We start from the raw sequence: 24,714 nt of genomic DNA on the forward strand, positions 1-24,714 counted from the left end.
AGGTGGCAAGGTCTCTCTCTATGAAATATTACTTTCTATGGACGGACGTGGCAGACGAACCTCCCGAGGCTTGCTTCCCTCATAAGGACCGACTATTCCTTGGGCTTCCATCATATCAATTAATCGTGCCGCTCGCGTATAACCGACACGGAGACGACGCTGCAACAAGGATGCCGATGCCGTTTGGGCTTCTGAAACGATTTGAACAGCTTGATCGTACAGTTCATCATCCACGACTGGCTGCTGTTCCTCCTGCACGTCACCGGGGATCATTTCTTCATTGTAGCGAACTTCTTGCTGTTCTTTCACAAAACGAACGACCTCTTCTACTTCCTTGTCAGATACAAAGGCTCCTTGAACACGAGTCGGCTTGGATGCCCCCATTGGAAGCGAAAGCATGTCCCCTCTTCCGAGAAGCTTTTCTGCTCCTCCCATATCCAGAATCGTTCTGGAGTCAGCCATCGAAGATACCCCAAAGGCAATGCGGGAAGGGATATTTGCCTTGATCACACCCGTAATAACATCTACGGAAGGACGCTGTGTCGCGATGATGAGATGAATCCCGGAAGCACGAGCCATTTGCGCAAGTCGACAAATCGCATCCTCCACTTCTCCCGGCGCTACCATCATCAAGTCCGCAAGCTCATCGACGATGACGACAATATAGGGAAGTGGCGTCCCTTCCACTTGCGCATTGTACATTTCTATATTGCGGCTCCCTGTTTTGGCAAACAAATTATAACGCCGCTCCATCTCGGACACGACCTTTTTCAATGCAACAGAAGCTCTTCTCGGATCAGTAACAACAGGAGCCAACAAATGTGGAATTCCGTTGTACACATTCAGTTCCACCATTTTCGGGTCAACCATCATCAGCTTGACTTCTTCTGGTTTGGCCTTGAACAAAATACTCATGATCAATCCGTTAATGCATACTGATTTTCCGCTTCCCGTCGCACCCGCTACGAGCAAATGGGGCATTTTGGTCAGATCTGCTACGATCGGCTCTCCGGAAATATCCCGGCCAAGAGCAACGGTGAGCTTCCCTGACGCATCTTGATACTCGGGAGCTTCCAACACTTCTCGTAGTGATACGACCGCTACCTCCGAGTTCGGAACCTCGATGCCGATGGCTGATTTTCCTGGGATTGGTGCCTCAATCCGGATATCTTTTGCCGCCAATGCCAAAGCAAGGTCATCCGTCAAGCTGACAATCCTGCTTACTTTTACTCCTGTAGCAGGCTGAACTTCATAGCGTGTAACAGCTGGTCCGCGATGTACTTCGGAAACCGTTGCATTGACACCAAAGCTCTTCAGTGTCTGCACTAATTTTGCCGCATTTGAGGTATGATCGACGTCTTTACCTGTTGAACTCGCTTTTGGCCTTGCGAGCATTTGCAAACTTGGGAGCTCATACGGTATAGTGTTCTGTTCTTCTTTAGTATCTAGTGTACCGAAGATTTCTTCTTCTCCTTCGAGCGCAAACGTAATTTCCTGATTCATTTTCGGTTGTGCAGCTCTCGCTTGATGACTAGGATCAACCTTTTCCTCATCCTCATCCAATGCAATGCGATCCGTAAAATCACGTATTAACGGGGCGTTTGGTTTCTGGACTTCTTCCTCCTGAATAGCAGGCTGTGGATGAGATTTTTGCTCTTTCAACGCAGTAACTGCGATGGCCTCGTTCTCTGCCTCCGATTGCTTCTGCTTGCGAGCCTCTTCGGCTTCCTTTGCATCTTTCTTTCGCTTCTCGTTCTCTTCCTGCAAAAGCTGTACAGAGTCCTTCACTGTATCTTTCGCCTTTCCGTAAAACATAGCGAGCTTGTCCTTGGCAAACATCAAAATGTTTACATAAGAAAGATTGAACAGAAACATCAGTCCCACAAGGAAAAGGAAAACAATCACGAGACCAGTACCAATTGTTCCAACAAGACCATTGGTTATGGCAAAAAACAGGGCACCGATCATTCCTCCGCCTACTCCGGTGGTGGACACTTTCTGACCATGATCGAGCCAAATTCTGTCCCATGTAACCTTAATGATGCTTTGCTCTGCAAATTTTCCATCTGCGGTAATTTGTTTGTATAGAATCATGTGATCCCAGGTCAAAATCGCCACACCAATGAGAGCTATCCCTAAGACGCGGTAAGTAAGCTTCGGTGACTTTCTCGTAAACATCATATGTATGGCCATACCGATTAGAAGAACAGGAATAATGAAATCCCATGAACCCGCAATAAACCGAAATAGTAGCGCCAGTACATTTTTGCCCAGCCATCCACTCTCCAAAAGCCCGATCAAGGACAGCACGATGATGAGAAGTCCCAGCAGCTCTATTTTGACAACTGAGGCCAATGCCGCTTGTGAACGCTCTTTTTTTCTCCTACTCAATGGCACGCCTCCTCCTCGTTATTACACTCGTTATGTACCGTAATGGTAAGAAAACCTCTATCGAGGCCTTTTCAACGTAGAGCGACCGCGTTTTAGCGGAAAGTTTCCAAGCGCTCCGGAATTTATTTTATAAATTCCTATTCGTTAAAAAAGGCAGCCGTCGCGTGTTCGGCTGCTGTTCGTACATCACTAGTATAACACAGGAAATTCATAGAAATACAGGACTTCTTAGGCGAGCCACTCAGGATGAAACTGAATTTTTTTTCCGGGTGCGTACTGCTCCTTCAGGTAGTCTTGCGGATCTGGACTAATCAGCCTGACGATTTTTCCTTCAAACGGTCCGGTTTGCTCAATGAGCATCGTGGCATGACCCACCGCGATCTCTTTCAGCTCTTGTTTCTCCACTTGCTCCATGTTCTCAAAAACCGTTTCCATCGGAATGATGGAGTATAAGATCATTGGAGTACACTCTCCTCGCCCTTTTGCGCTTTGATCAGTTCGTTCAGCTTTTTCAGCGCACTACCAAGGCCGCCGACTTCATCAATCAAACCGTATTTAACCGCATCCACGCCAATCACATTGGTTCCGATATCTCGTGTCAATTCACCGGTTCGGGTCATGAGCTCACGGAACTTTTCTTCTGTGACATTGGAGTGTCGGGAAATGAAGCTAACTACACGATCTTGCATTTTATCCAAGTACTCAAACGTTTGTGGCACACCAATCACAAGACCCGTCAAGCGGATCGGGTGGATCGTCATTGTAGCGGTTTCTGCAATAAACGAGTACGAACCAGCTACAGCGATTGGCACACCAATACTATGACCACCGCCGAGTACGAGTGTGACTACCGGTTTGGATAAGGACGATACCATTTCTGCAATCGCCAAGCCCGCTTCCACATCCCCACCAACCGTATTCAAAATAACGAGCACGCCCTCTATTTTGCTGTTTTGTTCTGCCGCAACCAATTGAGGGATGAGGTGCTCGTATTTGGTCGTCTTATTTTGAGGAGGAAGCTGAATATGCCCTTCTACTTGTCCGATAATGGTCATACAATAAATATTGCTTTCGAGCTGTGGGACGTTTGTCTGACCCAATTGCGTAATGGAATCGAGCAGTTTTTTCTTCGGATCTTCTTGTGCAGGTGCTTCAGATGGCGGCGAAGCAGCAGGCTCCTGATCATCAGTTGGTGATTGTGGCTGGGATTCCTTACTTTTTACCTCTGTGTTTGCAAACGGCGGCCTATTTAAAAAATCGTTAAATTGTTGATTCGGCATGGATGATCCTCCCTCACTTTCCTCTGTAGTATGGATAAGGGGAAGAAAAATCATGCGCCCTCAAAGCCAAAAAAAGCCAGAAACCCTTCTTCAAAAGGGTTTCCAGCTCTTTATCAAGTGATCCTACACTTCCATGATAATCGGCAAGATCATTGGACGTCTGCGCGTTTGCTCGTACAGAAAACGGCCTAATGACTCTTTTACGTTATTTTTCAGCGAAGACCATTCATTCACATTTTCTTCCATGCATTTGACAAGTGTTTGGGTCACTATGCGATTTGCCTCATCCAGCAACTCTTCGGATTCACGCACGTAGACGAAACCGCGAGAAATGATATCTGGACCTGACAAAATCGTGCCATTTTGTTTGCTGAGTGTAACGACAACTACCAGTATGCCATCTTGTGACAGTAATTTGCGATCTCTAAGCACGATGTTTCCTACATCACCAACGCCCAAGCCGTCAATCAAAACGTTGCCAGCATGGACTTTTCCACCGTAACGGGCCTTGCCCCCTGAGAATTCAACTGTATCGCCGTTATCCAGCAAGAACGTGTTTTCTTCAGGAATGCCAACCTGTTCAGCAAGTAAGGCATGCGTTTTCAACATGCGATATTCACCGTGAACAGGAATAAAGTACTTAGGCTTCATTAGGTTAAGCATCAGGCGCAATTCTTCTTGGCTACCATGACCGGAGACGTGGACGGTTCCGTTAGGTCCATGGCCACCATAAATGACATCTGCACCAATGCGCGATAATTGATCAATTGTACGCGCCACGTATTTTTCATTCCCTGGAATGGGAGTCGCTGCAATAATAACTGTATCTCCTGGAAGGATGTCAATTTTCCGATGGGCGGATCGGGCCATCCGAGTGAGCGCGGACATAGGCTCTCCTTGGCTTCCAGTTGATAAAATAGCGACTTGTTCAGCAGGCAATTTGTTGATTTCATCGATCTCAACAATCAAGCCCTCAGGGACCAACAAGTACCCTAAGTCTCTGCTGATATTAATGACATTTTGCATGCTCCGGCCGACAACCGTCAATTTACGGTTGAACTGTGCTGCAGCGTCCACCACTTGTTGAATGCGGTGAACATTTGATGCAAACGTAGAAACAACAATACGTCCAGATGCTTTGCTGAACACATCCATAAGTGCTTTGCCCACTGAGCGTTCCGATCCGGTAAATCCAGGCCGTTCTGCATTTGTACTGTCAGAGAGCAAGCACAAAACGCCTCTGTCACCGATCATCGCCATTTTTGCCAGATCAGCTACCTGATTGTTAACAGGTGTTTGATCGAACTTGAAGTCTCCTGTATGAACGATGTAACCTTCTGGCGTATCCAGGCATACCCCTACACAATCCGGGATGCTGTGGTTTACGCGGAAAAAGGTCGCCTTCATCTTTCCGAGAACGACTTCCGAGTCGCTGTTGATCAATACGCGTTTTGTTTCGTTTAGGATGCCCGCTTCTTTTAACTTTGCATCAATTAAACCAAGGGTAAGTTTTGTCGCATAAACCGGGACTTTCAAATGCTTCAGCACGTAGCTGAGGCCGCCGATGTGGTCTTCATGTCCATGCGTAATAATAATACCCCGAACCTTGTCGCGATGTTCCTCCAAGTAGGTGATATCCGGAATAACCATATCAATCCCCAGCATTTCCTCTTCTGGGAACTTCAATCCGGCATCAATCACTACGATGTCGTCACCGCTTTGTACCACGTACATATTCTTCCCAATTTCGCCGACTCCGCCCAGGGCGAAAACGAGAACAGAGTGATTCGACTTTGCCAAAACGTGTAACCTCCTATATTTAGTTGTCATGTCCACTCAAAAAAACCGCCCCAAATCACTTGTTCTTATTATACCCGAAGTGAAATCATGAACACAAGGAAAAAGAGCCATCCCGGGCAGGAATGGCTCTTGAACTTCTATGGAGTTAAACAAGCAGGGAATACACAAATGCTTTTTCTTGTTCGTTCAGCTCGACTAAAGGCAGTCGAACGCCCCCAACTTGAACGCCGAGCTTTTCTAAAGCGACCTTGGTCGGTCCTGGGCTCGGGTAGGCAAACAGGCCTTCAAAAATCGGCAACAGCTTGCGATGGAGTCTTGCTGCCTCCGTAAAGTTACCGGCAAAAAAGGCGTCCATCATGTCTGTCATTGGGCGACCAGCTACGTGACTCGCCACACTGACAATGCCCACTCCCCCGATAGACAGGATCGGCAAGGTTAAGCCATCATCACCACTGTACAGCTCAAAGCCTTCCGGAGCATGTTCAATGATTTGCGACATCTGCGACAAATTGCCGGAGGCTTCCTTGATGCAGACTACATTAGGCAGCTCCGCCAAACGAAGTGTCGTTTCAGCAGTCATATTGACAACGGATCTTCCTGGCACATTATATAGCATCACGGGTAGCTCGGTCGCTTCCGATAATGCCTTGAAGTGTGCGTAAAGCCCTTCCTGTGATGGCTTGCTGTAATAAGGAGCAACCACCATGACAGCGTCTACTCCAATGGACTGTACAGCTTGGGTAAACTCAATGCTTGATGCTGTATCATTACTGCCTGTTCCTGCAATGATGTGGCATCTTCCTTTTGCGTAGGAAACCACATGACGGAAAAGATCGAGCTTCTCCGTACGGGATAAAGTCGGTGATTCACCCGTGGTACCACTAAGTACGATTCCAGTTGTACCATTTGCAATCAAATGGTCAATCAGTCGCTCTGTTTTATCGTAATCGACCTTTAGCTGCTCATTAAAAGGCGTTACCATAGCGGTAACCAGTCGACCAAAACGTGCCACTACCATTCCAACTCCTCTTATCGTGATCAGTAGGTATTAAAGTCAGGATATGCTCTTACATATGTTGAACATGCAGGTTGAACTGCTGATGCAGCGCACGAACAGCCTTCACCATATCCATTTCATGCACGAGTACCCAGATGGTTGTATGGGAGTCTGCCGATTGAAGAATTTGAATGTCTTCTTGCGTAAGTGCCTCCACGATCCGCGCCATCACGCCCGGCACGCCCGTCATCCCTGCACCAATCACGGACACTTTTGCGCAATGTGGCAAAAGCTGCGGCTCGTATCCCATTTCCGTTAACAGACGAGCAGCTTTTTCTCCCATTTCATCATGGACCGTGTAAGCAACACCCATTGGGTTCACATTGATGAAATCTACACTGATGTTATTGGTTGCCATCGTTTTGAAGACTTGTAGCTGTGTATCGTAAGACCCTTCTTTGTTCGCGACCTTGATCTGGGTAATGTTCGGTACATGAGCAATTCCCATGACGACTCTGTCGTGTACAGTGTAGCCCATTTTCCCGATCTCCAGCATTGTCGTAACGAGTGTACCGGGGTCGTCCGAAAACGTAGAGCGAACACGAATCGGCACGTTTGCGTGCATCGCGATCTCCACCGCTCTAGGATGAATAACTTTTGCACCCAGGTGAGCCATGTTGCAAATCTCCGTGTAGGTCACCATACCGAGCCGCTGCGCTTCTTCGACGATACGCGGGTCTGCCGTCATGATGCCTTCCACGTCGGTGAAAATATCCACCGTTTCAGCCTTCAAGGCGACACCGAGAGCGGTTGCAGTCGTATCGCTTCCGCCCCGCCCCAGTGTCGTAATTTCCCACTCGGCTGTACGTCCCTGAAATCCTGGAACGATTACAACTTGACTTTCCTGCAAGTCCTGCAAAATACGACTTGGATCGATCGACATGATTTGTGCATTCGTAAAGTCGTCGCTCGTCACAATATTTGCCTGACCGCCTGTCAAAATCTTTGCTTTAATTCCTCGTGCATTCAGCATGCTGCACATGACTGTTGCAGAGATGATTTCTCCGGTATGCATCAGCATATCCGTTTCTCGACTTGGCAGTTGGTTCCCATTACCACGAACCAACTGCAAGAGTGTATCAGTTGCGTATGGATCACCTTTGCGACCCATCGCTGATACGACAACGACGAGGGCATAGCCCTCATCAATTGCTTTTTCCATATGGTAGATTGCCCGCATCCGGCAATCCTCCGTCGTCAAGGAAGAACCACCGAACTTCTGGACGAGAATCTTCACTAACCTCTCCCCTATACTCTTGCTTTTATGAGTTCTTCAGCGATTTGTACTGTATTCCATGCTGCACCCTTGAGAAGATTGTCAGAAACGATCCACATATGCAGTCCACGAGGATGATGGAGATCACGACGCACCCGGCCCACGAATACTTCCAATTTGCCTGTTGCATCAGTAGCGAGTGGATACTGCTGTTCCTCCGGCACATCTACTAACACGATACCAGGAGCGTTTTTCAGCAGGGCCTTTACTTCTGCCAGATCGTAATCCTGTTTCAGCTCTACATATACCGACTCGCTATGGCCGTAGACCACTGGAATACGTACGCAAGTAGCTGAAACAAGTACAGTGTCATCACCGAAGATTTTTTTGGTCTCACTGATCATTTTCATTTCTTCATAAGTAAAACCATTGTCGGTGAACACATCAATCTGCGGAATCGCGTTGTACGCAATCTGATGATGTACAGGCAATTTGCCTACGGGAAGTACGTTACACTGCGGTTCTTTACCATCCAAAATGTCTCGACTTTGGTCGAGCAATTCATTGATCGCAGATTGACCTGCACCAGATACTGCCTGATAAGTAGAAACGATGATTCGGTCTATACCAAAACGATCATACAGGGGTTTTAGAGCGGCAACCATCTGAATCGTAGAGCAATTCGGATTCGCAATGATTCCATTATGAGCGAGCGCAGCATCCATGTTTACTTCTGGCACAACGAGAGGAACATCCGGGTCCATCCGGAATGCGCTGGTATTGTCAATGACAACTGCACCATGACGCACTGCGTGATGAGCCAGTTCCTTGCTGACCGATCCGCCAGCACTAAACAAGGCAAAATCAACCCCTGCAAAACTGTCTGGAGTCGCCTCTTCCAGTACAATTTCTTGCCCCTTGAAGGTGACTGTTTTTCCTGCAGAACGTCCAGAAGCAAGCAGCTTAAGCTGTTTGATTGGGAAGTTGCGCTTTTCTAATAGTTGAATCATCTGCTGTCCGACTGCACCAGTCGCACCGACTACAGCAACATTGAAAGTCAGTTGGTTTGCCATCTCTTACTCTCCTCCTAATCGCGAAAAAGCAGGTTAATTGTTTTTTCTGTAGTCTTATTAGTAGTTAAATCTTTCGATGAGCAAGGGTTGCAATTGTCGACCTTCCAAAGCTGCTTCGCATGTTTCCAATAGGAGATCCATACGAGCTACAAGCGAGTTCGGTTTTTTATCCGGGGCATCCTGCCCGAACGGCACGAAATACATATTTTTCGCGGCCAATAGCTTGGCAATATTGGCTGCATTTAATCCCAGACCATCATTGGTGGAAATGGCAATCACAATGGGTCGCAGATTACGCATCGTCGCTTTAGCTGCCATCAGTACGGCACTATCCGTAATGGCATTCGCCAGTCGACTCGTCGTACTGCCTGTGCAAGGCGCAATGAGCATGACATCCAACAACTTGGAAGGTCCCAACGGCTCAGCCTGAGGAATCGTCGAAATAAGCTCTTCCCCCGTCAGTTCCTTGATTTGTTGCTGCCAGCTTTGGGAAGTACCGAAGCGTGTATCCGTGGTCATAATCGTATTCGATACGATCGGTACCACCCGTGCTCCAGCATCCACAAATCGCTTAATTTGCGGCATGGTTTCCTCAAAGGTGCAATGCGATCCAGACAATCCAAATCCAATGGTCTTTCCCTGAAGCTTACTCATGTTGCATCCCCTCCTGGCGCTTTCCTTTGATCCGCAATAAGACGAGACAATGTTTGGGCTAAAATTTGTCCAGCGGTTTTCGGTGCAACGATTCCAGGTAATCCGGGAGCAAGAAGAGCTTTGATACCTCGTCTTTCAGCGTAACGAAAATCCGTTCCCCCTGGCTTGGAGGCAAGATCAAGAATAAACGCCGACTGAGGCATTTGAGCAATCACTTCTGCCGTGAGTAATAATTGCGGGATGGTATTAAAAATGAAATCAGCATTCGTAACCTGTTGCCTTACTTCGCTTATATGGAAGGGAGTCAATCCCATCTCATAAATGCGTGCCAAGTGTTCCTGACGTCTGGCCCCAACTCTTACGCGGGCCCCCAACGCATGCAATGCTCGAGCCATGGACAAACCTGTTCGGCCCAATCCCAAGACAATTGACTGTGATCCATGAATCGTAATATCCGTATGTTGAATCGCCATCATCAACGCTCCCTCTACAGTAGGGATAGAGTTATAGATAGCTACGTCATCACGATCCAAGAGCTCCACGAGAGGAAGCTGTGTGGAAGCCAACAGCTTTTTCAGATAAGGCTTTGCCATTCCTGTGTAAACCACGCAATGACTCGGCAGACTCGCCACATGTTCGTCTAGCAACTGCATTTGTTTGGAGCAGAAAATACTTTCCACGTATCCTTGGTCATCGGTCCCTACGATGGGTAGGATGAGGGCGTCCACGTCTTTCAACACATCGCATGTTAATGGTTTCTTCGTTGCCCCTGTAAAATTACTTTCCAGGTTGTCGAAGCCAACTAACGTGACGCTAGCATCCAGTTGTATGCATCGCTTAATGACTTCCAACTGGCGAGCGTCTCCGCCGATGAAGGCAACATGTATGCCCGTTAGCATGCTGCGTTCCCCTTTCCACACATTTTACTGCATTAAATGATCGGAACGCAAAGGTTTTCCATTTGGAAAAGTTGACGGAAATCCATGCGGTCTACCCCCATCCTATTCCGCTCTTGCTACTTCGGTGACAGAAGCGCCTACTTTTGCGAAGCTTGTGCCTCAGGCGCTTGAAGCTGGATGATGACCATATCTGGCCCAATTTTTACGATGGAGCTCCATGGGATCACGAGGTCCTCTCGCTTCTTGCCGAAACCAAAGAAACTGCCACCTGGCAAGATGATGGATTGAATGGTACCGTTTTCGGGATGGATGACTAAATCGGAATCACTGATGACCCCCATTTTCTCCCCGTTGTCCAGTCCGATAATCTCCTTCCCACCCAACTCGCTTAAGCGCATGGAGAAGCCCCCTTTGTCCTTCATTTACTGTTGATATACGCAAAAAAAATCCGGGCTATGCCGGATTTTTGCTTACAACAATATATCGTTCTTTACGTTTTCAGGGAAGCCGTCGAGTGGACTCACCATCGCCATAGACATCTTGGAGCGGAAGAGCTGCTGCGCCACAGCCAAAACAGATTCATGGGAAACACGGTCAATTTTGGCGATGATCTCGTCTAGACTAAGGTGACGGCTCAGCAGGAGTTCATTTTTGCCAAGTCGACTCATACGGCTATTCGTGCTTTCCAAGCTGAGCATCAGGCTGCCTTTCAGCTGCTCTTTTCCTTTGTTCAGCTCTTTATCCGTAATTCCATGATCAGCGACATCGCGCAGGACGCGCGAGACGATGTCAAATACCTGTCCTACTTGCTCTGGTGCCGTTCCTGTATACACGTGGAACGTACCCGCTTCTTTATAGGACGAATGATAGGAATAAACAGAGTATGCCAAGCCGCGTTCTTCGCGAATTTCTTGGAAAAGACGCGAGCTCATGCTGCCACCAAGCACGTTGTTCAGCAAAATCAAGGAGTATACTTCAGGATGCCCTACCTTAAAGCCAGGAAGTGACAAGCACAGATGCGCTTGCTCTGTCGCCTTATGATGCGCGATCACATTTCCAGCAAAATCAGGAGTAGACAAGGTCGGCATACTGCCTGAACGCGAGAAAGTCTGAAAGCGCTTTTGAATGTCTTCAATCAAACTGTCTTCAAAATTACCTGCTACTGTAATCACCGTATTCGTTGGCAGGTAATGCTGATCAATATAAGCGAGCAAATCGTCACGTTTCAAGCTGCGCAGGACATCTTCCGTACCCAAAATCGAATACCCAAGTGGGTGTGTGCTATACGAAGCGCGTGCAATCAAATCATGTACCAAATCATCTGGCGCGTCTTCATACATGCTAATCTCTTCAATGACGACGTTCTTTTCCTTTTCCAACTCATCTGCATCAAACACCGAGTTGAAATACATATCGGAAAGAACATCGAGGGCGATTGGCGCGTGCTGATCCAGCACCCTTGCGTAATAGCAGGTATACTCCTTCGAGGTAAAGGCGTTCACGTTCCCACCAATCTCATCAAAGGTTTCCGCAATTTCCTTTGCAGAACGAGTAGTCGTGCCTTTGAAAAACATATGCTCGAGAAAATGGGAAATCCCGTTGTTTTTCTCGTTTTCATATTTCGAACCAGTCCCTACCCAGATGCCTAAGGCAACGGAGCGAACGGACGGAATCCGTTCCGTCACGATTCGAAGACCGTTATCACACGTATGACGTTGTATCACGTAAATCCTCCTCGGTTGTTCATCTTTCTCTACCCGAAACCTCGGGGAATTTCTTGTAAACACGTCTAACTATAGCAAACTTCCTTTGTCTCCACAATAAATGAACATGTATTTACGGTGACGGGAGTCTACGACTCGATATAACCTCCGAAACAGTCGTCGGCTGTAGCCCCTTCTTTTTGGCGATCGTCAGAAGTTGATCTAAACTTGCCTCGGAGGTAGAAGTTGGGTGCATGAGTACAAGGACACCGTTCTCCATTTTCCGGCTTATTTTATTGATCACATAAGCAGGCGAAGGTTTCTGCCAGTCAATCGTATCTGCCGTCCATAGAATCGTCTTCATTTGATAAGACGAATGCGCGATTTGTACAACGCGTTGGTTAAAAGCACCAGATGGCGGTGCAAACAACGACGGCTTCACTTCCATCGTTTTATAAATAACATCTTGCGTACGGCTTATCTCTTGATGAATCCTCTGTGTCCCCAGTGTGTTCATATCGGGATGGGAATACGCATGATTACCAATCTCATGGCCACGTGCCAAGATCTTTTTTGCTTCTTCTGGGTAACGTTTTACCCAAGAGCCATCCAGAAAGAAAGTTGTCTTTACCTTGTGTTTATCAAGTGTATTGAGCATCGAATCGAGATACTCATTTCCCCAAGCCACGTTGATCATGAAAGAAATCGCTGGTTTATTCGGATTTCCTCGATAGATGGGATGTGCTCCCAATTGCTCAAGCGAAACCGCTGGAGGTACTTCCTTGTATACCAGCAAATCTGGACTGGACACTCCCGCAGCCAGCATTTTATTGATTGATTCTTCTACATCGACTACACGGCCATTATATCCCGGAATCGCCTTCCACGTCTGATCGACGACGGCATCTATCGGCTGTTCCTCTCTGCCCTCTTTCCACTTTTCAATCTGCGCCCGCAAACGCGCTTTTTCGTTTTCGTTACGATCTCCACTCACTACTTGGACATTTTTAATCGTACTGATGTAATGATGAATAGGCTGATAATTCAAGAGAACGATCAGCGCTGCTCCATATATAAATATGAACAAAAGTCTCCTGGTCCTATTCGTCATTAGGGCGTCGCCCTCCTCTATCGATCGTACGAGTCTCTCTTGTCCAATGTATGAGTGGAAGGAACGACTTAGACATACGAAACGGGAGCATCTGTCACATAAAAGAAAAAAGCTTCCGTACACGAATTTCTTCGAGTGACGAAGCCTTTTGTTTTTCTTTATTCTGCTTTTGGTGGTGTTTCAGCAGCTTGTGCCGCAGCAGCTTGCTCTTTCAAAACTGCTTTGCGAGAGAGATTCACACGACCTTGGTCGTCGATCTCGGTCACTTTCACTTCTACTTTATCACCAACTGCGACAACATCTTCTGTTTTGGCTACACGCTCTTCAGCCAGTTGAGAGATGTGGCACAAGCCTTCTTTACCTGCGAACAACTCGATGAACGCACCATACTTCTCTACGCGTTTTACTGTTCCCAGGTACACCTGACCAACAGCTACCTCACGAACCAGATCTTCAATGATTTGTTTCGCGCGCAGATTCGCTTCGTGGTTGATGGATGCGATGAAGACTCGTCCATCTTGTTCGATGTCGATTTTTACGCCGGTTTCTTCGATAATCTTATTAATGACACGACCTTGTGGACCGATTACATCGCGAATTTTCTCCGGATTGATCGTCATGGTCATGATTTTTGGTGCATAAGGAGACAGTTCTTTACGCGGTTCGGAAATCGTGCTCATCATATGTTTCAAGATGTGCAAACGACCTTCACGTGCTTGCTCCAAGGCCAGCTCTAAAATCTCACGGTTAATACCGGAAATTTTGATGTCCATTTGGATTGCCGTTACGCCTGCTTCCGTACCAGCTACTTTGAAATCCATGTCCCCCAAATGATCTTCCATACCTTGAATGTCAGTCAGGATCGAGAAAGATTGCTCATCTTTACTCATGATCAAGCCCATCGCAATTCCGGCTACTGGTGCTTTAATCGGTACACCTGCATCCATCAAGGCAAGTACGCTCGCGCAAATCGACGCTTGCGATGTGGAACCATTGGATTCAATAACTTCTGATACGAGACGAATCGTATAAGGGAATTCGACCTCAGAAGGAATGATTGGCTCGATTGCACGCTCACCCAACGCACCGTGTCCGATTTCTCGACGCCCTGGAGGACGCAACGGACGGGCTTCACCTACGCTATATGGCGGGAAGTTGTAGTGATGCATGAAACGTTTCGATTCTTCCAGACCGAGACCATCCAGAATTTGAACATCTCCCAGCGCGCCCAATGTGCAAACGCTCAGCGCTTGTGTTTGACCACGAGTAAACATAGCGGAACCATGTGTACGAGAGAGTATGGTTGTCTCGCTGGACAGCGGACGAATTTCGCCAAGTGCTCGTCCATCTGGACGGACCTTTTCATCTGTAATCAGACGGCGAACTTCATCTTTGACAATATTTCCAAGTACTTCGCTAATCATTTTTTCCTGCGCGGTATAAGCTTCAGGATCTTTGGCTGCGAAATGTTCCTTGGTTTCGGCCTTGATGTCGTCGATCGCATCGTAGCGCGCTTGCTTTTCTTCAATACGGACAGCTTCTTTCAAACGAGCTTCCGCAAATTCGCGCACTGCTTGATCGATTTCAGGATCAACCTCATGGAGGATGACTTCCATCTTCGGTTTGCCGATCTCTGCTACGATCATGTTTTGGAATTCTACCAGTTGCTGAATAACCTCATGACCTGCCATGATGGCTTCGAGCATAACTGCTTCCGGTACTTGATCTGCGGCAGCTTCTACCATGTTAATCGCTTTTTGCGTACCAGCGACAGTCAGGTGAATATCGCTTTTCTCCGCTTGAGCTACAGTAGGGTTAATGACGAACTCACCGTCAATTCGTCCTACGATTACTCCTGCAATCGGACCTTCAAAAGGAATCTCCGAAACGCATAGCGCTGCGGAAGTACCGATCATCGCTGCGATTTCAGGTGAGCAGTCTTGATCCACAGACAGAACAGTATTTACGATTTGTACATCGTTACGGAATCCTTCTGCAAAAAGAGGGCGGACAGGGCGGTCAATCAAGCGGCTAGCCAAAATTGCTTTTTCACTTGGTCGTCCTTCTCTTTTAATAAAACCGCCAGGAATTTTCCCAACCGCATAGAGACGTTCCTCATAGTTAACAGTCAACGGGAAGAAGTCAAGAGGTTTTGGCTCCTTCGAGACTGTAACTGCGGATAGGATTGCTGTATCGCCGTAACGAACCAAGACCGAACCATGCGCCTGTTTAGCCATTTTGCCAAATTCCAGGGTCAGTTTACGGCCTGCCAGTTCGAAGTCATATGTACGGTATTGTTGCTCCATGATGCTAGCAGTCCTCCTTCACAACAATGTGCATTTCACACTTTGTTTTCTACCTATATGTATTATTTCCTGCCATCATAAAAATTAAATGGGTACCTTTGGCAGTCGTTCTAGATAATAAAAAAAGCTTCTTTTGTGAAGCTAATTTAATCAGACAAATTGGTTCCAACTCTTTTTACTCGTTTCGGATGAGCTTAGCGCATTTCTACGCTAAACCCTCCTACACGATAGAAAAAGCGGGCAGAACCCGCTTTTTACAAAACGCTGATTAGCGGCGCAGACCCAGGCGGTCTACTACCGAACGATAGCGTTGAACATCTGCTTCACGCAGGTATGTCAACAGGTTACGACGTTGACCAACCATTTTCAAGAGACCACGACGGCTGTGGTGATCTTTCTTGTGCGTACGCAAGTGTCCGTTCAGATTGTTAATGTTTTCGGTCAAGATAGCGATTTGCACTTCCGGGGAACCGGTGTCGTTCTCATGAGTACGGAACTCTTGAATCAGTTGAGTTTTACGTTCTTGAGTCAATGCCATCATGACTCACCTCCTCATTTTTTATACCGTTTGCCGAGTCTGCCGTCGGTGAGCATCGGACAGCCAAGCTACGGTTATCTGTACAACGTTTTGAATTATAGCATACCATTTTGTGAAAAGCAAAGAGAATCCTTTACGAGATTCCCTCTGCGAATTTTTGCTTCGCCGTCTGCACATCTCGTCCAATTTGAGCGATAAGTGCATCCACACCAGCGAACTTCTGTTCTTCACGAATGTAGAAAAGGAACTCTACTTCTACTTCTTTGTCATAGATTTCACCAGAGAACTCAAAAATGTGCACTTCTAGTGACTTTTCTTTTTTCTCCAGTTCAAATGTAGGCTTGATCCCTACGTTCATGACACCATAGTAGCTGTGTTCATCCACAGTAAAGCGAACACCGTAGACCCCATTCTTTCCGATCAAGTACGGCTGATTCACTTGGACATTCGCTGTAGGAAAGCCAATGGTTCGACCGCGTTTGTCGCCATGCACGACTGTCCCACGCACTTTGTAGGCACGGCCTAGCAAATGGCGAACCTGCTCGACATCCCCATGATGAAGATATTCACGGATGATTGTACTGCTCACTTTTTCACCCAAGCGATTTACCGGACCCACTATGTCGAGCCCATAGCGACCTTTGCTCATTTCTTGCAAGGTATGGGCAGTCCCCATTCCGCGATAACCAAAGGTGTAGTCGAAGCCAACAACAATATGGCGGCATTCCAATGGGAGAAGGCACTCCGCGATGAAATCTTCTGGATAAATAGCCGCAAAGCTAATATCGAACTTCATCACATAAGTGGTGTCTACGCCCATCTTTTCGAATTGCTCGAGCTTGTCTGCAAGTGGTGTCAAATAGCGGGTATAACCGCTTTGCCCCAATACTTCTCGAGGATGCGGATCAAAGGTCACTACCGTACTTTGCCATCCGTTTGCTTTCGCTGTATCAATCGCCTTTTGGATTACACGGCGATGCCCAATATGTACACCATCAAAGTACCCCAGTGCAATCGCACAAGGATTCGCTTGCAGGTCAGACGGAAACGGGTATGTCAAGTAGATCGTTTTCACGGATTACACCTCGGCTGGAAAGACTTTTTCTGGTTTGGCGAAAAGTCCTTTGTCTCCACGGCATACGCGATGGATGCCAAGTAATTCTTCCCCCGCAAACAAGCAAATCAAACTTCCTTCCTCCGTAGTGACGCCCGGAAGCGCGGTCGCAAGTCCATTACGTACTGCTTTGATCCGTTCTGGCTTGACCTGAAACGATGGTAAGAACGAGATTGCCTGAGGGATGGAGACCAAGTGACGGGAAATGTCTTCCCCGTTTGATGCCTGTTCCTCAATTTGCTGGAGAGGGATTGCCTCTTGCTCCTGGAACGGGCCACTTTTTATTCGCCGCAACAGCTTCATATGGGCAGGATAACCCAGAGCGCGTCCGAGGTCAACACATAAGGTGCGCATGTATGTGCCTTTTGAGCACGTACACGTGAATGCAACATCGACAGTGTCTCCATCCACGCTAATCTTATGAAGTGTCAGCTCATACAGCATCACTTTCCGAGCCTGCCGCTCGATCACGGTACCTTCACGAGCCAGGTCGTACAGCCGCTTGCCGTTTACCTTTACCGCAGAGAACATCGGAGGTACCTGCTCCATTTCACCCAAAAAGGATTCGAACAGCGCTTGAATACGCTCCGTCGTAATCGATACTGTATCTACTCCAGCTTGCTCCACCACTTCTCCGGAAGCATCTTCCGTCGTGGTCGTAGAGCCGAGGCGCATGACTACATCATATCGCTTAGGCAGCTCTTGCAAATATTCAACTAGCCTCGTTGCGTGTCCCACACAAATGGGGAGTACACCCGTTACATCTGGATCAAGTGTACCCGTATGCCCCACTTTTTTTGTTCCATATAGTCGACGAATACGTGCTACACAATCATGGGAGGTCATACCAGCTGGCTTGTCGATAACCAGCACGCCGTTCACGTTACTCATCGAATTTCACTCCTACTGCATCGTCCAGCACAGTCCATACTTTTTGCTGTACTTCTGGAAGTGGTCCTTTGATCGTGCATCCTGCTGCTTTTGCGTGTCCACCGCCACCGAGCTGCTTCGCAATGACAGCTACGTCAACCCGATCGCGAGCGCGCATGCTCACCTTGACCACTCCCGGTTCCGCTTCCACAAAAGAAACGCCGACCTCGACTCCTTCAATGTTGCGGCAGTAATTCACTAATCCACCAGCATCTTCTCGCTCGGCACCCACTTCGGCAAAATCTGCGGCTGAAACAGTGATGGAAGCAACCAAATTTTGATGGGACAGTTGCAAGGTTTGGAGCGCATGTCGCAAAACTTTCACATGGGCAATAGTGATTTCCTCCAGGCAGCGCTCTGCTACGTCTCCTGGCTTCACACCGTATCCGAGTAATCGAGCAGCGATCTCCATGACGCGCGGCGATGTATTGGAATAGCGGAAACCGCCTGTATCCGTCAGAAGACCGGTATAGATGCACAGCGCAAGCTCTTCATTGAAAGAAACCCCTGCTGCTTCTACCACATCAAACAAAATCTCTGCTGTTGCGGCTGCATCCGGACGAACCAGATTTACCGTGCCAAAATGATCGTTGGTCGGATGGTGATCGATATTCAGCAAAGCAGCGCAAGACGCAAATAAAGACCGTACATCGCCCATCCGCGACTCATCCGCGCAGTCTACAGCGATTACGGCCCCGAACGTCTCGTTCAGTGATTGTTTGCGCAGGTTATAAAGACGGTCAAACCGCGGCAAGAAGTTGAACTTGATCGGTGTTTCCCCTTCGTTTACAACCACATACTCTTTTCCCAACTGCTCTAGCATGAGCACGACTCCCAAAGCAGATCCAGTAGCATCTCCGTCAGGACTTACATGAGAGAGAACCAGGAAGCGGTTGTGCTCCTGCATAAACCGCGCCGCTTCCTGTACTGCCATTTGATTAGGATTCATCCTGTTTCTCTCCCTCTGTGGAGATTTCCCGCAGGATTGATTCAATTTTGCTGCCGTAGTCAATGGACTCGTCCAGCTTGAATACAAAATCAGGAATGTGACGCAGCTTTACGCGTTTCCCGATCTCCGTACGCAAATAACCTTTTGCTTTTGTCAAACCAGCAAGAGAAGCTTTACGCTCTTCCTCACTGCCAAAAATGCTGACAAAAACCTTCGCTAATTGCAGGTCACTGCTTACCTCTACATCCGTTACTGTTACGAAACCGACACGAGGATCTTTCAGTCCACGCTGCAATACGAGGCTCAGTTCTTTTTTGATTTCTTCGCCTACTCGGCTAATCCGTGTTTTATTCATCGATTTTTCACCTCCGCTGACTGTTCATTAATCGTAGTATTCCGTATCCACACGAATCAACTCTACATCTGGATGGTTCTCTACAAATCGAACGACAGTCTGCATTTCTTGTTGTAAAAAAGAGATCTCATTAGCAACGGCAGCGATACCCAACACGGTACGCTGCCATTGCTCGAGATAAGCCACCTCTGCCGCGGAGACGTTAAATCGGCTCCGCAGCTTGCCGATCAAACTTTTGACGATGGCCCGTTTTTCTTTCAGGTTTTGGCTAGCGGGCAGAAACAGTTCAATCTGCACACCTGCTATCATTATTGTTTCACTTCAACCATGACGAATGCTTCGATTACGTCGCCGATTTTGAGGTCATTGAAGCGTTCCAAAGTCAGACCGCACTCATAGCCTGCTGCAACGTCTTTCGCATCATCTTTAAAGCGCTTGAGGGTATCGAGCTTACCTTCATAAATCACAATGCCTTCACGGATCAAACGTGCACCAGCATCGCGGCTCAATTTACCTTCAGTCACATAGCAACCTGCAATGTTTCCGACTTTGGATACTTTGAACACTTCACGAATCTCAGCTTGGCCGATGATATTTTCTTTGAAGACTGGATCAAGCATCCCTTTGAGAGCAGACTCGATCTCTTCGATTACAGTATAGATGACACGGTGCAGGCGAATGTCGATCTTCTCTTGTTCAGCCATGCTGCGTGCATTTGGCTCAGGTCGTACGTTGAAACCAATGATGATGGCATTCGAAGCATTTGCCAGCGTAACGTCGGATTCCGTAATCGCCCCAGCACCTGTATGAATAATTTTCACACGTGTACCGTTGACATCAATTTTCTCCAAAGAACCACGCAGAGCTTCTACAGAACCTTGTACGTCACCTTTTACGATCAGGTTCAGCTCTTTGATGTCGCCTTCTTGGATGTGCTGGAACAAGTCATCCAAAGAAACGCGGGAGCTCTCACGACGCTCGGATTCACGCTGCTTGGATGCACGTGCTTCCCCGATTGCGCGCGCCTTTTTCTCGTCTTCAAAGACACGGAATTGGTCACCTGCTTGTGGTACATCATTCAGACCAGTGATTTCAACTGGCGTAGATGGACCAGCTTCCTTCAGACGGCGTCCTTTGTCGTTCACCATTGCACGTACACGTCCGAAAGCGGAACCTACTACAATTGGGTCACCAACGCGTAGGGTACCTTGTTGAACCAGAATGGTTGCAACAGGACCGCGTCCCTTGTCAAGCTCAGCTTCTACAACAGTACCGCGAGCACGCTTGTCTGGATTGGCTTTCAGTTCTTGTACCTCGGATACGAGCAAGATGTACTCAAGCAGTTCTTCGATACCTGTACGCTGCTTAGCGGATAATGGGGAGAAGATAGTTTCGCCGCCCCACTCTTCGGCAACCAGCTCATACTCGGTCAATTCTTGCTTAATACGGTCCATATTTGCTTCTGGTTTGTCAATCTTGTTGACCGCTACGATGATTGGTACATTTGCTGCCTTCGCATGGCTAATCGCTTCAATCGTTTGCGGCATGACACCATCATCTGCAGCAACAACCAGAATAGTAATGTCTGTAATTTGCGCACCGCGAGCACGCATGGTTGTGAAGGCCGCGTGACCTGGCGTATCGAGGAAAGTAATTTTCTTTCCTTTGATCTCTACTTGATACGCACCAATGTGCTGGGTAATTCCGCCTGCTTCGCCTGCTACTACGTTGGTAGAGCGGATCGCATCCAGCAAAGTCGTTTTCCCGTGGTCAACGTGACCCATGATGGTCACAACTGCCGGGCGCTCCAAAAGGCTCTCTGGTGCATCTACTTCTTCCAACGTTTCGAAGTTAGTCTCATCAATGATGATTTTTTCTTCGACTTCAATGCCATAATCTGCGCAAATGAGTTCGATAGCTTCACGGTCAAGGTACTGGTTAATCGTTGCCATGATCCCCAAATTAAACAGCTTTTTGATGACTTCTGCTGGTTCTTTGCGTAGTTTTACAGCCAATTCGTTAACGGTCAAAGACTCGGTAAAGGTAATTTTTGTTGGTGGGTCAAATACTGGACGTGGAGCCTTTTGGCCACCACGATTGTTATTGCCACGTCGATTATTTTGGTTATAGCGGTTATTACCACCGCCACGGAAAGGCTGACTCTTCTTGTTATCTTCAAAAGTCTTTTGAGTCTGTGGACCCTTTTTGATTTTCTCACGTTTTTCTGTACCAACATTGGATGGCAGATTTACTTTATCTTCAAATTCTTCCCCTGTACGTCCCTCTGTTTGATTAGCAACAGGTTGTTGTGCAGGACGCTGTTGGTTTTGTGGTCGTTGCTGATTGTTCTGTGGTCTTTGTTGTCCTTGACCCTGTGGTCTTTGTTGTCCTTGACCCTGTGGTCTTTGTTGTCCTTGGCCTTGTGGTCTTTGTTGTCCTTGGCCTTGTGGTCTTTGTTGTCCTTGGCCTTGTGGTCGTTGCTGATTACCTTGTGGCTTGCGGTCATTCGGCTTTGCGGGTTGACTTCTCATATTGTTTGGTTTTCTCTCCTGATTCTTCCCCTGATTTTTTCCATGCTGAGGACTTTGCTGATCGGAATTGGCACTCGCACTGTTGTTAGCTGGACGATTGATGTTTGATGTGCTTCCTCCACGATCGCTGTTTGGTCTGTCATTTCTAACCAGTTGAGCTTGCCCCGCTTGTTGTTGGGGTTTGTTCTGTTGTCCTCTGGAGTCGTTGGGGCGTCGTTGATCTTCCGTTTGTTTGGGTCTTGCATCACTTGACGTATTCTCTGGTTTGGCACCAGAACGCAATTTGGCCATGTGATCCTCGATCCTTTTGATCGTCCCTTCTTCCATGATACTCATATGATTTGCTACTTCTATATTCAATCGTTTTAGCAAATTGAGGATTTCCTTACTGCTCATGTTGTGCTGTTTGGCATACTCATACACACGTGTCTTCAAATATACTTCACCCTTTCTAAGTTAGGTGAGCAGACGCTGAATGCTTTCGGCCAATTTCCCATCGGTTACCGCCACGGTAACGCGCCCATCTTTTCCGATTGCGTGTCCCAATGAATGTCGGTCGCCAGTGGTTACACATGAGACACCGTAATAGGAACATTTATCCTTTACTTTCTTGGCGGTATTGTCTGATGCATCTGATGCGAGCAAAACCAGGCGGGCCTGCCCATTACGAATAGCGGTAATGACCAGTTCCTCCCCGGTAACGATCTTTCTCGCACGCATCGCCAATCCGAGTAGTTGTGCTGCTTTTGGGATCATTTTCCCATCATCTCCAACCATTTCTCACGGAAAGCATCATACTTTTCTTGGGAGATGGACATATTGAGGGCACGTTCCAGCACTTTTTTCCATTTTCCCGATGCGAACGCATCCGGCTTCAGACAGCTTTCCTGCCGACACACATAGGTACCGCGTCCCGCCGCCCTTCCAGTAAGATCAATGACGATCTCTTCTTCTGGCGTCCGGACGACGCGGATTAATTCCTTTTTCGGAAACATTCCTTGGCAAACAATGCACTTACGCAACGGGATCTTTTTTTGCTTCATGATTATTCGTTGTCCGTCCCTTCATCGCTCTCTACTTCTTTTGGATAAGCGATGCCTTCTTGGTCGGCTTGGGACTCGCTCTTGATATCAATCTTCCAGCCAGTCAGCTTGGCTGCAAGGCGTGCGTTTTGGCCACGCTTACCAATCGCCAGAGACAATTGATAATCAGGAACGATCACACGTGTAACCTTCTCCGCTACGTTAACCTCAACATGCAGCACCTTTGCAGGGCTGAGAGCGTTAGCTACGTACTCGGCAGGATCTTCAGACCAACGAACGATGTCGATCTTCTCGCCTTTGAGTTCTGTAACGATCGTTTGGACGCGCATGCCCTTTGGACCGACACAAGCCCCTACTGGATCAACATCTGCGTTGATGGAATGCACAGCGATCTTCGAACGATCACCTGCTTCACGCGCTACAGACTTGATTTCAACCACACCGTCATATATTTCTGGCACTTCTAATTCAAAGAGGCGCTTCAAGAGCCCCGGGTGAGTACGGGAAACGACGATTTGCGGTCCTTTAGTGGTTTTCTCTACTTTGATGATGTATGCCTTCACGCGATCTTGTGATTTAAAATCTTCGGATGGCATTTTTTCAGTGATCGGCATAACAGCTTCCGCCTTACCCAGATCAATGTAATAATTGCGAGCGTCCATACGTTGAACGACGCCAGTTACGATATCGTCTTCACGCTCAATAAACTCGCTGTAGATCAAACCGCGCTCCGCTTCGCGAATGCGCTGTGTAACCACTTGCTTCGCAGTCTGAGCGGCAATACGACCGAAATCACGAGGCGTTACCTCGATTTCGACGATATCCTCCAGACGGAAGTTAGGATCGATTTCTTGTGCTGCTTCTTGAGAGATCTCAAGGCGCACGTCCAAAACCTCTTCGACTACGCTCTTCCGCGCAAACACACGCACCATACCTGAATGACGATTTACATCCACCCGCACATTTTGGGCCGAGTTGAAGTTACGTTTGTATCCAGAGATAAGAGCCGCTTCGATGGCCTCGATCAGTACGTCTTTGGTGATGCCTTTCTCTCTCTCAATGGCTTCTAAAGCCTCGATAAAATCGCCGTTCATGACTTTCGTTGCCTCCTCCTTTACTTACCACGGGCTAACACTGGCCGCGACAACTAAAAAATAATTGCCATTCTAGCCGTGTCAATTTGCTCTTGGGAAATTACATACGTTTTCTTTGCTTCTTTTACTGTCAGCTTGCCATCCTCATAGGATACCAGTTCGCCTTCGAACGTGGTTGCACCTTCTATTGGCTCTTTTGTTGTGATATGCACATTTCTGCCGACAGCTTTCGTGAAATCCTTATCCTTGCGTAATGGGCGCTCAGCACCCGGCGAAGATACTTCTAAAAAGTATGCCGTAGGGATGGGATCTACTTCGTCTAGTTTTTCGCTCAGCTTCTCGCTGACAAGGCGGCAGTCATCGATGTCGATGTTGCCAGTTTCATTGTCGATAAACACGCGCAGAAACCAGTTGCTGCCTTCCTTTTTGTACTCGATGTCAACTAGCTCCAGGCCCACTTCTTCAACAATGGGCGTGACGAGTTCAGTGACGATGCCTGTTACCTTGCTCAAGCAAGTACCTCCTTCTCATTTGAACCATGAGGTGTAGCCAGAAAGAAAGAGTGGGTTTCCCCACTCTCGATCAGCCATGCGTATAAAACCAGTATTTCCAAAAAAATTATAGCATAACAGCCCTCCGCTGACAACCTTTGGATGACTGTGAGCCTTGA

The 24,714-nt window shown here is 47.6% G+C and carries 24 protein-coding genes; all 24 read right to left on the reverse strand.

Annotated features, from left to right (window positions below):
* Positions 1 to 18: 18 nt before the first annotated feature.
* The gene (locus ACM6JA_RS08005; protein WP_414851884.1) at positions 19 to 2,397 is read right to left on the reverse strand and encodes a DNA translocase FtsK; all 2,379 of its coding nucleotides are present in this window, start codon (positions 2,395 to 2,397) and stop codon (positions 19 to 21) included.
* A 222-nt stretch (positions 2,398 to 2,619) separates the two neighbouring features.
* Positions 2,620 to 2,850 carry a YlzJ-like family protein gene (locus tag ACM6JA_RS08010; protein WP_414851885.1) on the reverse strand — a complete coding sequence of 77 codons (231 nt, stop codon included), beginning with the start codon at positions 2,848 to 2,850 and terminating at the stop codon, positions 2,620 to 2,622.
* Positions 2,847 to 3,671 (reverse strand): ClpP family protease, encoded by an 825-nt coding sequence (locus ACM6JA_RS08015; protein ID WP_414851886.1) that lies wholly within the window; start codon positions 3,669 to 3,671, stop codon positions 2,847 to 2,849. Before ACM6JA_RS08015 ends, ACM6JA_RS08010 begins: the two co-directional genes overlap by 4 nt.
* A 123-nt stretch (positions 3,672 to 3,794) precedes the next feature.
* Positions 3,795 to 5,471: a ribonuclease J gene (locus tag ACM6JA_RS08020; protein ID WP_414851887.1), complete on the reverse strand. Its 1,677-nt coding sequence runs from the start codon at positions 5,469 to 5,471 to the stop codon at positions 3,795 to 3,797.
* Positions 5,472 to 5,616: 145 nt separating this feature from the next.
* Entirely contained in the window at positions 5,617 to 6,483 is an 867-nt protein-coding gene (dapA, locus tag ACM6JA_RS08025) for a 4-hydroxy-tetrahydrodipicolinate synthase (RefSeq protein WP_414851888.1), read from the reverse strand.
* Positions 6,484 to 6,538: 55 nt separating this feature from the next.
* Positions 6,539 to 7,765 (reverse strand): aspartate kinase, encoded by a 1,227-nt coding sequence (gene dapG / locus ACM6JA_RS08030; protein WP_414851889.1) that lies wholly within the window; start codon positions 7,763 to 7,765, stop codon positions 6,539 to 6,541.
* Between the two features lie 11 nt (positions 7,766 to 7,776).
* Positions 7,777 to 8,817, reverse strand: a complete 1,041-nt coding sequence (locus ACM6JA_RS08035) for an aspartate-semialdehyde dehydrogenase (RefSeq protein ID WP_414851890.1) — start codon at positions 8,815 to 8,817, stop codon at positions 7,777 to 7,779.
* A gap of 57 nt (positions 8,818 to 8,874) precedes the next feature.
* On the reverse strand, positions 8,875 to 9,471 hold the full coding sequence (locus ACM6JA_RS08040) for a dipicolinate synthase subunit B (RefSeq protein ID WP_007719213.1): 597 nt from the start codon (positions 9,469 to 9,471) through the stop codon (positions 8,875 to 8,877).
* Complete coding sequence (dpsA, locus tag ACM6JA_RS08045; RefSeq protein WP_069849228.1) at positions 9,468 to 10,370, reverse strand: dipicolinate synthase subunit DpsA; 903 nt, start codon at positions 10,368 to 10,370, stop codon at positions 9,468 to 9,470. The genes ACM6JA_RS08040 and dpsA overlap by 4 nt, the downstream gene beginning before the upstream one ends.
* 137 nt (positions 10,371 to 10,507) lie before the next feature.
* Entirely contained in the window at positions 10,508 to 10,768 is a 261-nt protein-coding gene (locus ACM6JA_RS08050) for a YlmC/YmxH family sporulation protein (protein WP_144614610.1), read from the reverse strand.
* 72 nt (positions 10,769 to 10,840) lie between these two features.
* Positions 10,841 to 12,094 (reverse strand): M16 family metallopeptidase, encoded by a 1,254-nt coding sequence (locus ACM6JA_RS08055; RefSeq protein WP_414851891.1) that lies wholly within the window; start codon positions 12,092 to 12,094, stop codon positions 10,841 to 10,843.
* 112 nt (positions 12,095 to 12,206) lie between these two features.
* Positions 12,207 to 13,184 carry a polysaccharide deacetylase family protein gene (locus ACM6JA_RS08060; RefSeq protein ID WP_414851892.1) on the reverse strand — a complete coding sequence of 326 codons (978 nt, stop codon included), beginning with the start codon at positions 13,182 to 13,184 and terminating at the stop codon, positions 12,207 to 12,209.
* Between the two features lie 158 nt (positions 13,185 to 13,342).
* Positions 13,343 to 15,490, reverse strand: coding sequence for a polyribonucleotide nucleotidyltransferase (gene pnp / locus ACM6JA_RS08065; RefSeq protein ID WP_414851893.1), 2,148 nt, complete (start codon positions 15,488 to 15,490; stop codon positions 13,343 to 13,345).
* 268 nt (positions 15,491 to 15,758) lie between these two features.
* Positions 15,759 to 16,028: a 30S ribosomal protein S15 gene (gene rpsO / locus ACM6JA_RS08070; protein WP_015891708.1), complete on the reverse strand. Its 270-nt coding sequence runs from the start codon at positions 16,026 to 16,028 to the stop codon at positions 15,759 to 15,761.
* 133 nt (positions 16,029 to 16,161) lie between these two features.
* Positions 16,162 to 17,103, reverse strand: a complete 942-nt coding sequence (locus tag ACM6JA_RS08075) for a bifunctional riboflavin kinase/FAD synthetase (RefSeq protein WP_414851894.1) — start codon at positions 17,101 to 17,103, stop codon at positions 16,162 to 16,164.
* A 3-nt stretch (positions 17,104 to 17,106) separates the two neighbouring features.
* Positions 17,107 to 18,033 carry a tRNA pseudouridine(55) synthase TruB gene (gene truB, locus ACM6JA_RS08080; RefSeq protein WP_414851895.1) on the reverse strand — a complete coding sequence of 309 codons (927 nt, stop codon included), beginning with the start codon at positions 18,031 to 18,033 and terminating at the stop codon, positions 17,107 to 17,109.
* On the reverse strand, positions 18,026 to 19,021 hold the full coding sequence (locus ACM6JA_RS08085; RefSeq protein WP_414851896.1) for a DHH family phosphoesterase: 996 nt from the start codon (positions 19,019 to 19,021) through the stop codon (positions 18,026 to 18,028). The genes truB and ACM6JA_RS08085 overlap by 8 nt, the downstream gene beginning before the upstream one ends.
* The gene (gene rbfA, locus ACM6JA_RS08090; RefSeq protein ID WP_007719226.1) at positions 19,011 to 19,376 is read right to left on the reverse strand and encodes a 30S ribosome-binding factor RbfA; all 366 of its coding nucleotides are present in this window, start codon (positions 19,374 to 19,376) and stop codon (positions 19,011 to 19,013) included. Before rbfA ends, ACM6JA_RS08085 begins: the two co-directional genes overlap by 11 nt.
* A 27-nt stretch (positions 19,377 to 19,403) precedes the next feature.
* Complete coding sequence (locus tag ACM6JA_RS08095; RefSeq protein WP_007719228.1) at positions 19,404 to 19,685, reverse strand: DUF503 domain-containing protein; 282 nt, start codon at positions 19,683 to 19,685, stop codon at positions 19,404 to 19,406.
* Positions 19,685 to 22,342, reverse strand: a complete 2,658-nt coding sequence (gene infB / locus ACM6JA_RS08100) for a translation initiation factor IF-2 (protein ID WP_414851897.1) — start codon at positions 22,340 to 22,342, stop codon at positions 19,685 to 19,687. The genes ACM6JA_RS08095 and infB overlap by 1 nt, the downstream gene beginning before the upstream one ends.
* A gap of 21 nt (positions 22,343 to 22,363) precedes the next feature.
* On the reverse strand, positions 22,364 to 22,663 hold the full coding sequence (locus tag ACM6JA_RS08105) for a YlxQ family RNA-binding protein (RefSeq protein WP_007719232.1): 300 nt from the start codon (positions 22,661 to 22,663) through the stop codon (positions 22,364 to 22,366).
* Complete coding sequence (gene rnpM, locus ACM6JA_RS08110) at positions 22,660 to 22,950, reverse strand: RNase P modulator RnpM (RefSeq protein ID WP_048033422.1); 291 nt, start codon at positions 22,948 to 22,950, stop codon at positions 22,660 to 22,662. The genes ACM6JA_RS08105 and rnpM overlap by 4 nt, the downstream gene beginning before the upstream one ends.
* A gap of 2 nt (positions 22,951 to 22,952) precedes the next feature.
* Entirely contained in the window at positions 22,953 to 24,044 is a 1,092-nt protein-coding gene (gene nusA, locus ACM6JA_RS08115) for a transcription termination factor NusA (RefSeq protein WP_007719234.1), read from the reverse strand.
* Between the two features lie 53 nt (positions 24,045 to 24,097).
* Positions 24,098 to 24,556, reverse strand: coding sequence for a ribosome maturation factor RimP (gene rimP / locus ACM6JA_RS08120; RefSeq protein WP_007719235.1), 459 nt, complete (start codon positions 24,554 to 24,556; stop codon positions 24,098 to 24,100).
* Between the last annotated feature and the right edge of the window lie 158 nt (positions 24,557 to 24,714).

The organism is Brevibacillus sp. IT-7CA2 (assembly GCF_949767855.1).
Lineage (GTDB): Bacteria > Bacillota > Bacilli > Brevibacillales > Brevibacillaceae > Brevibacillus.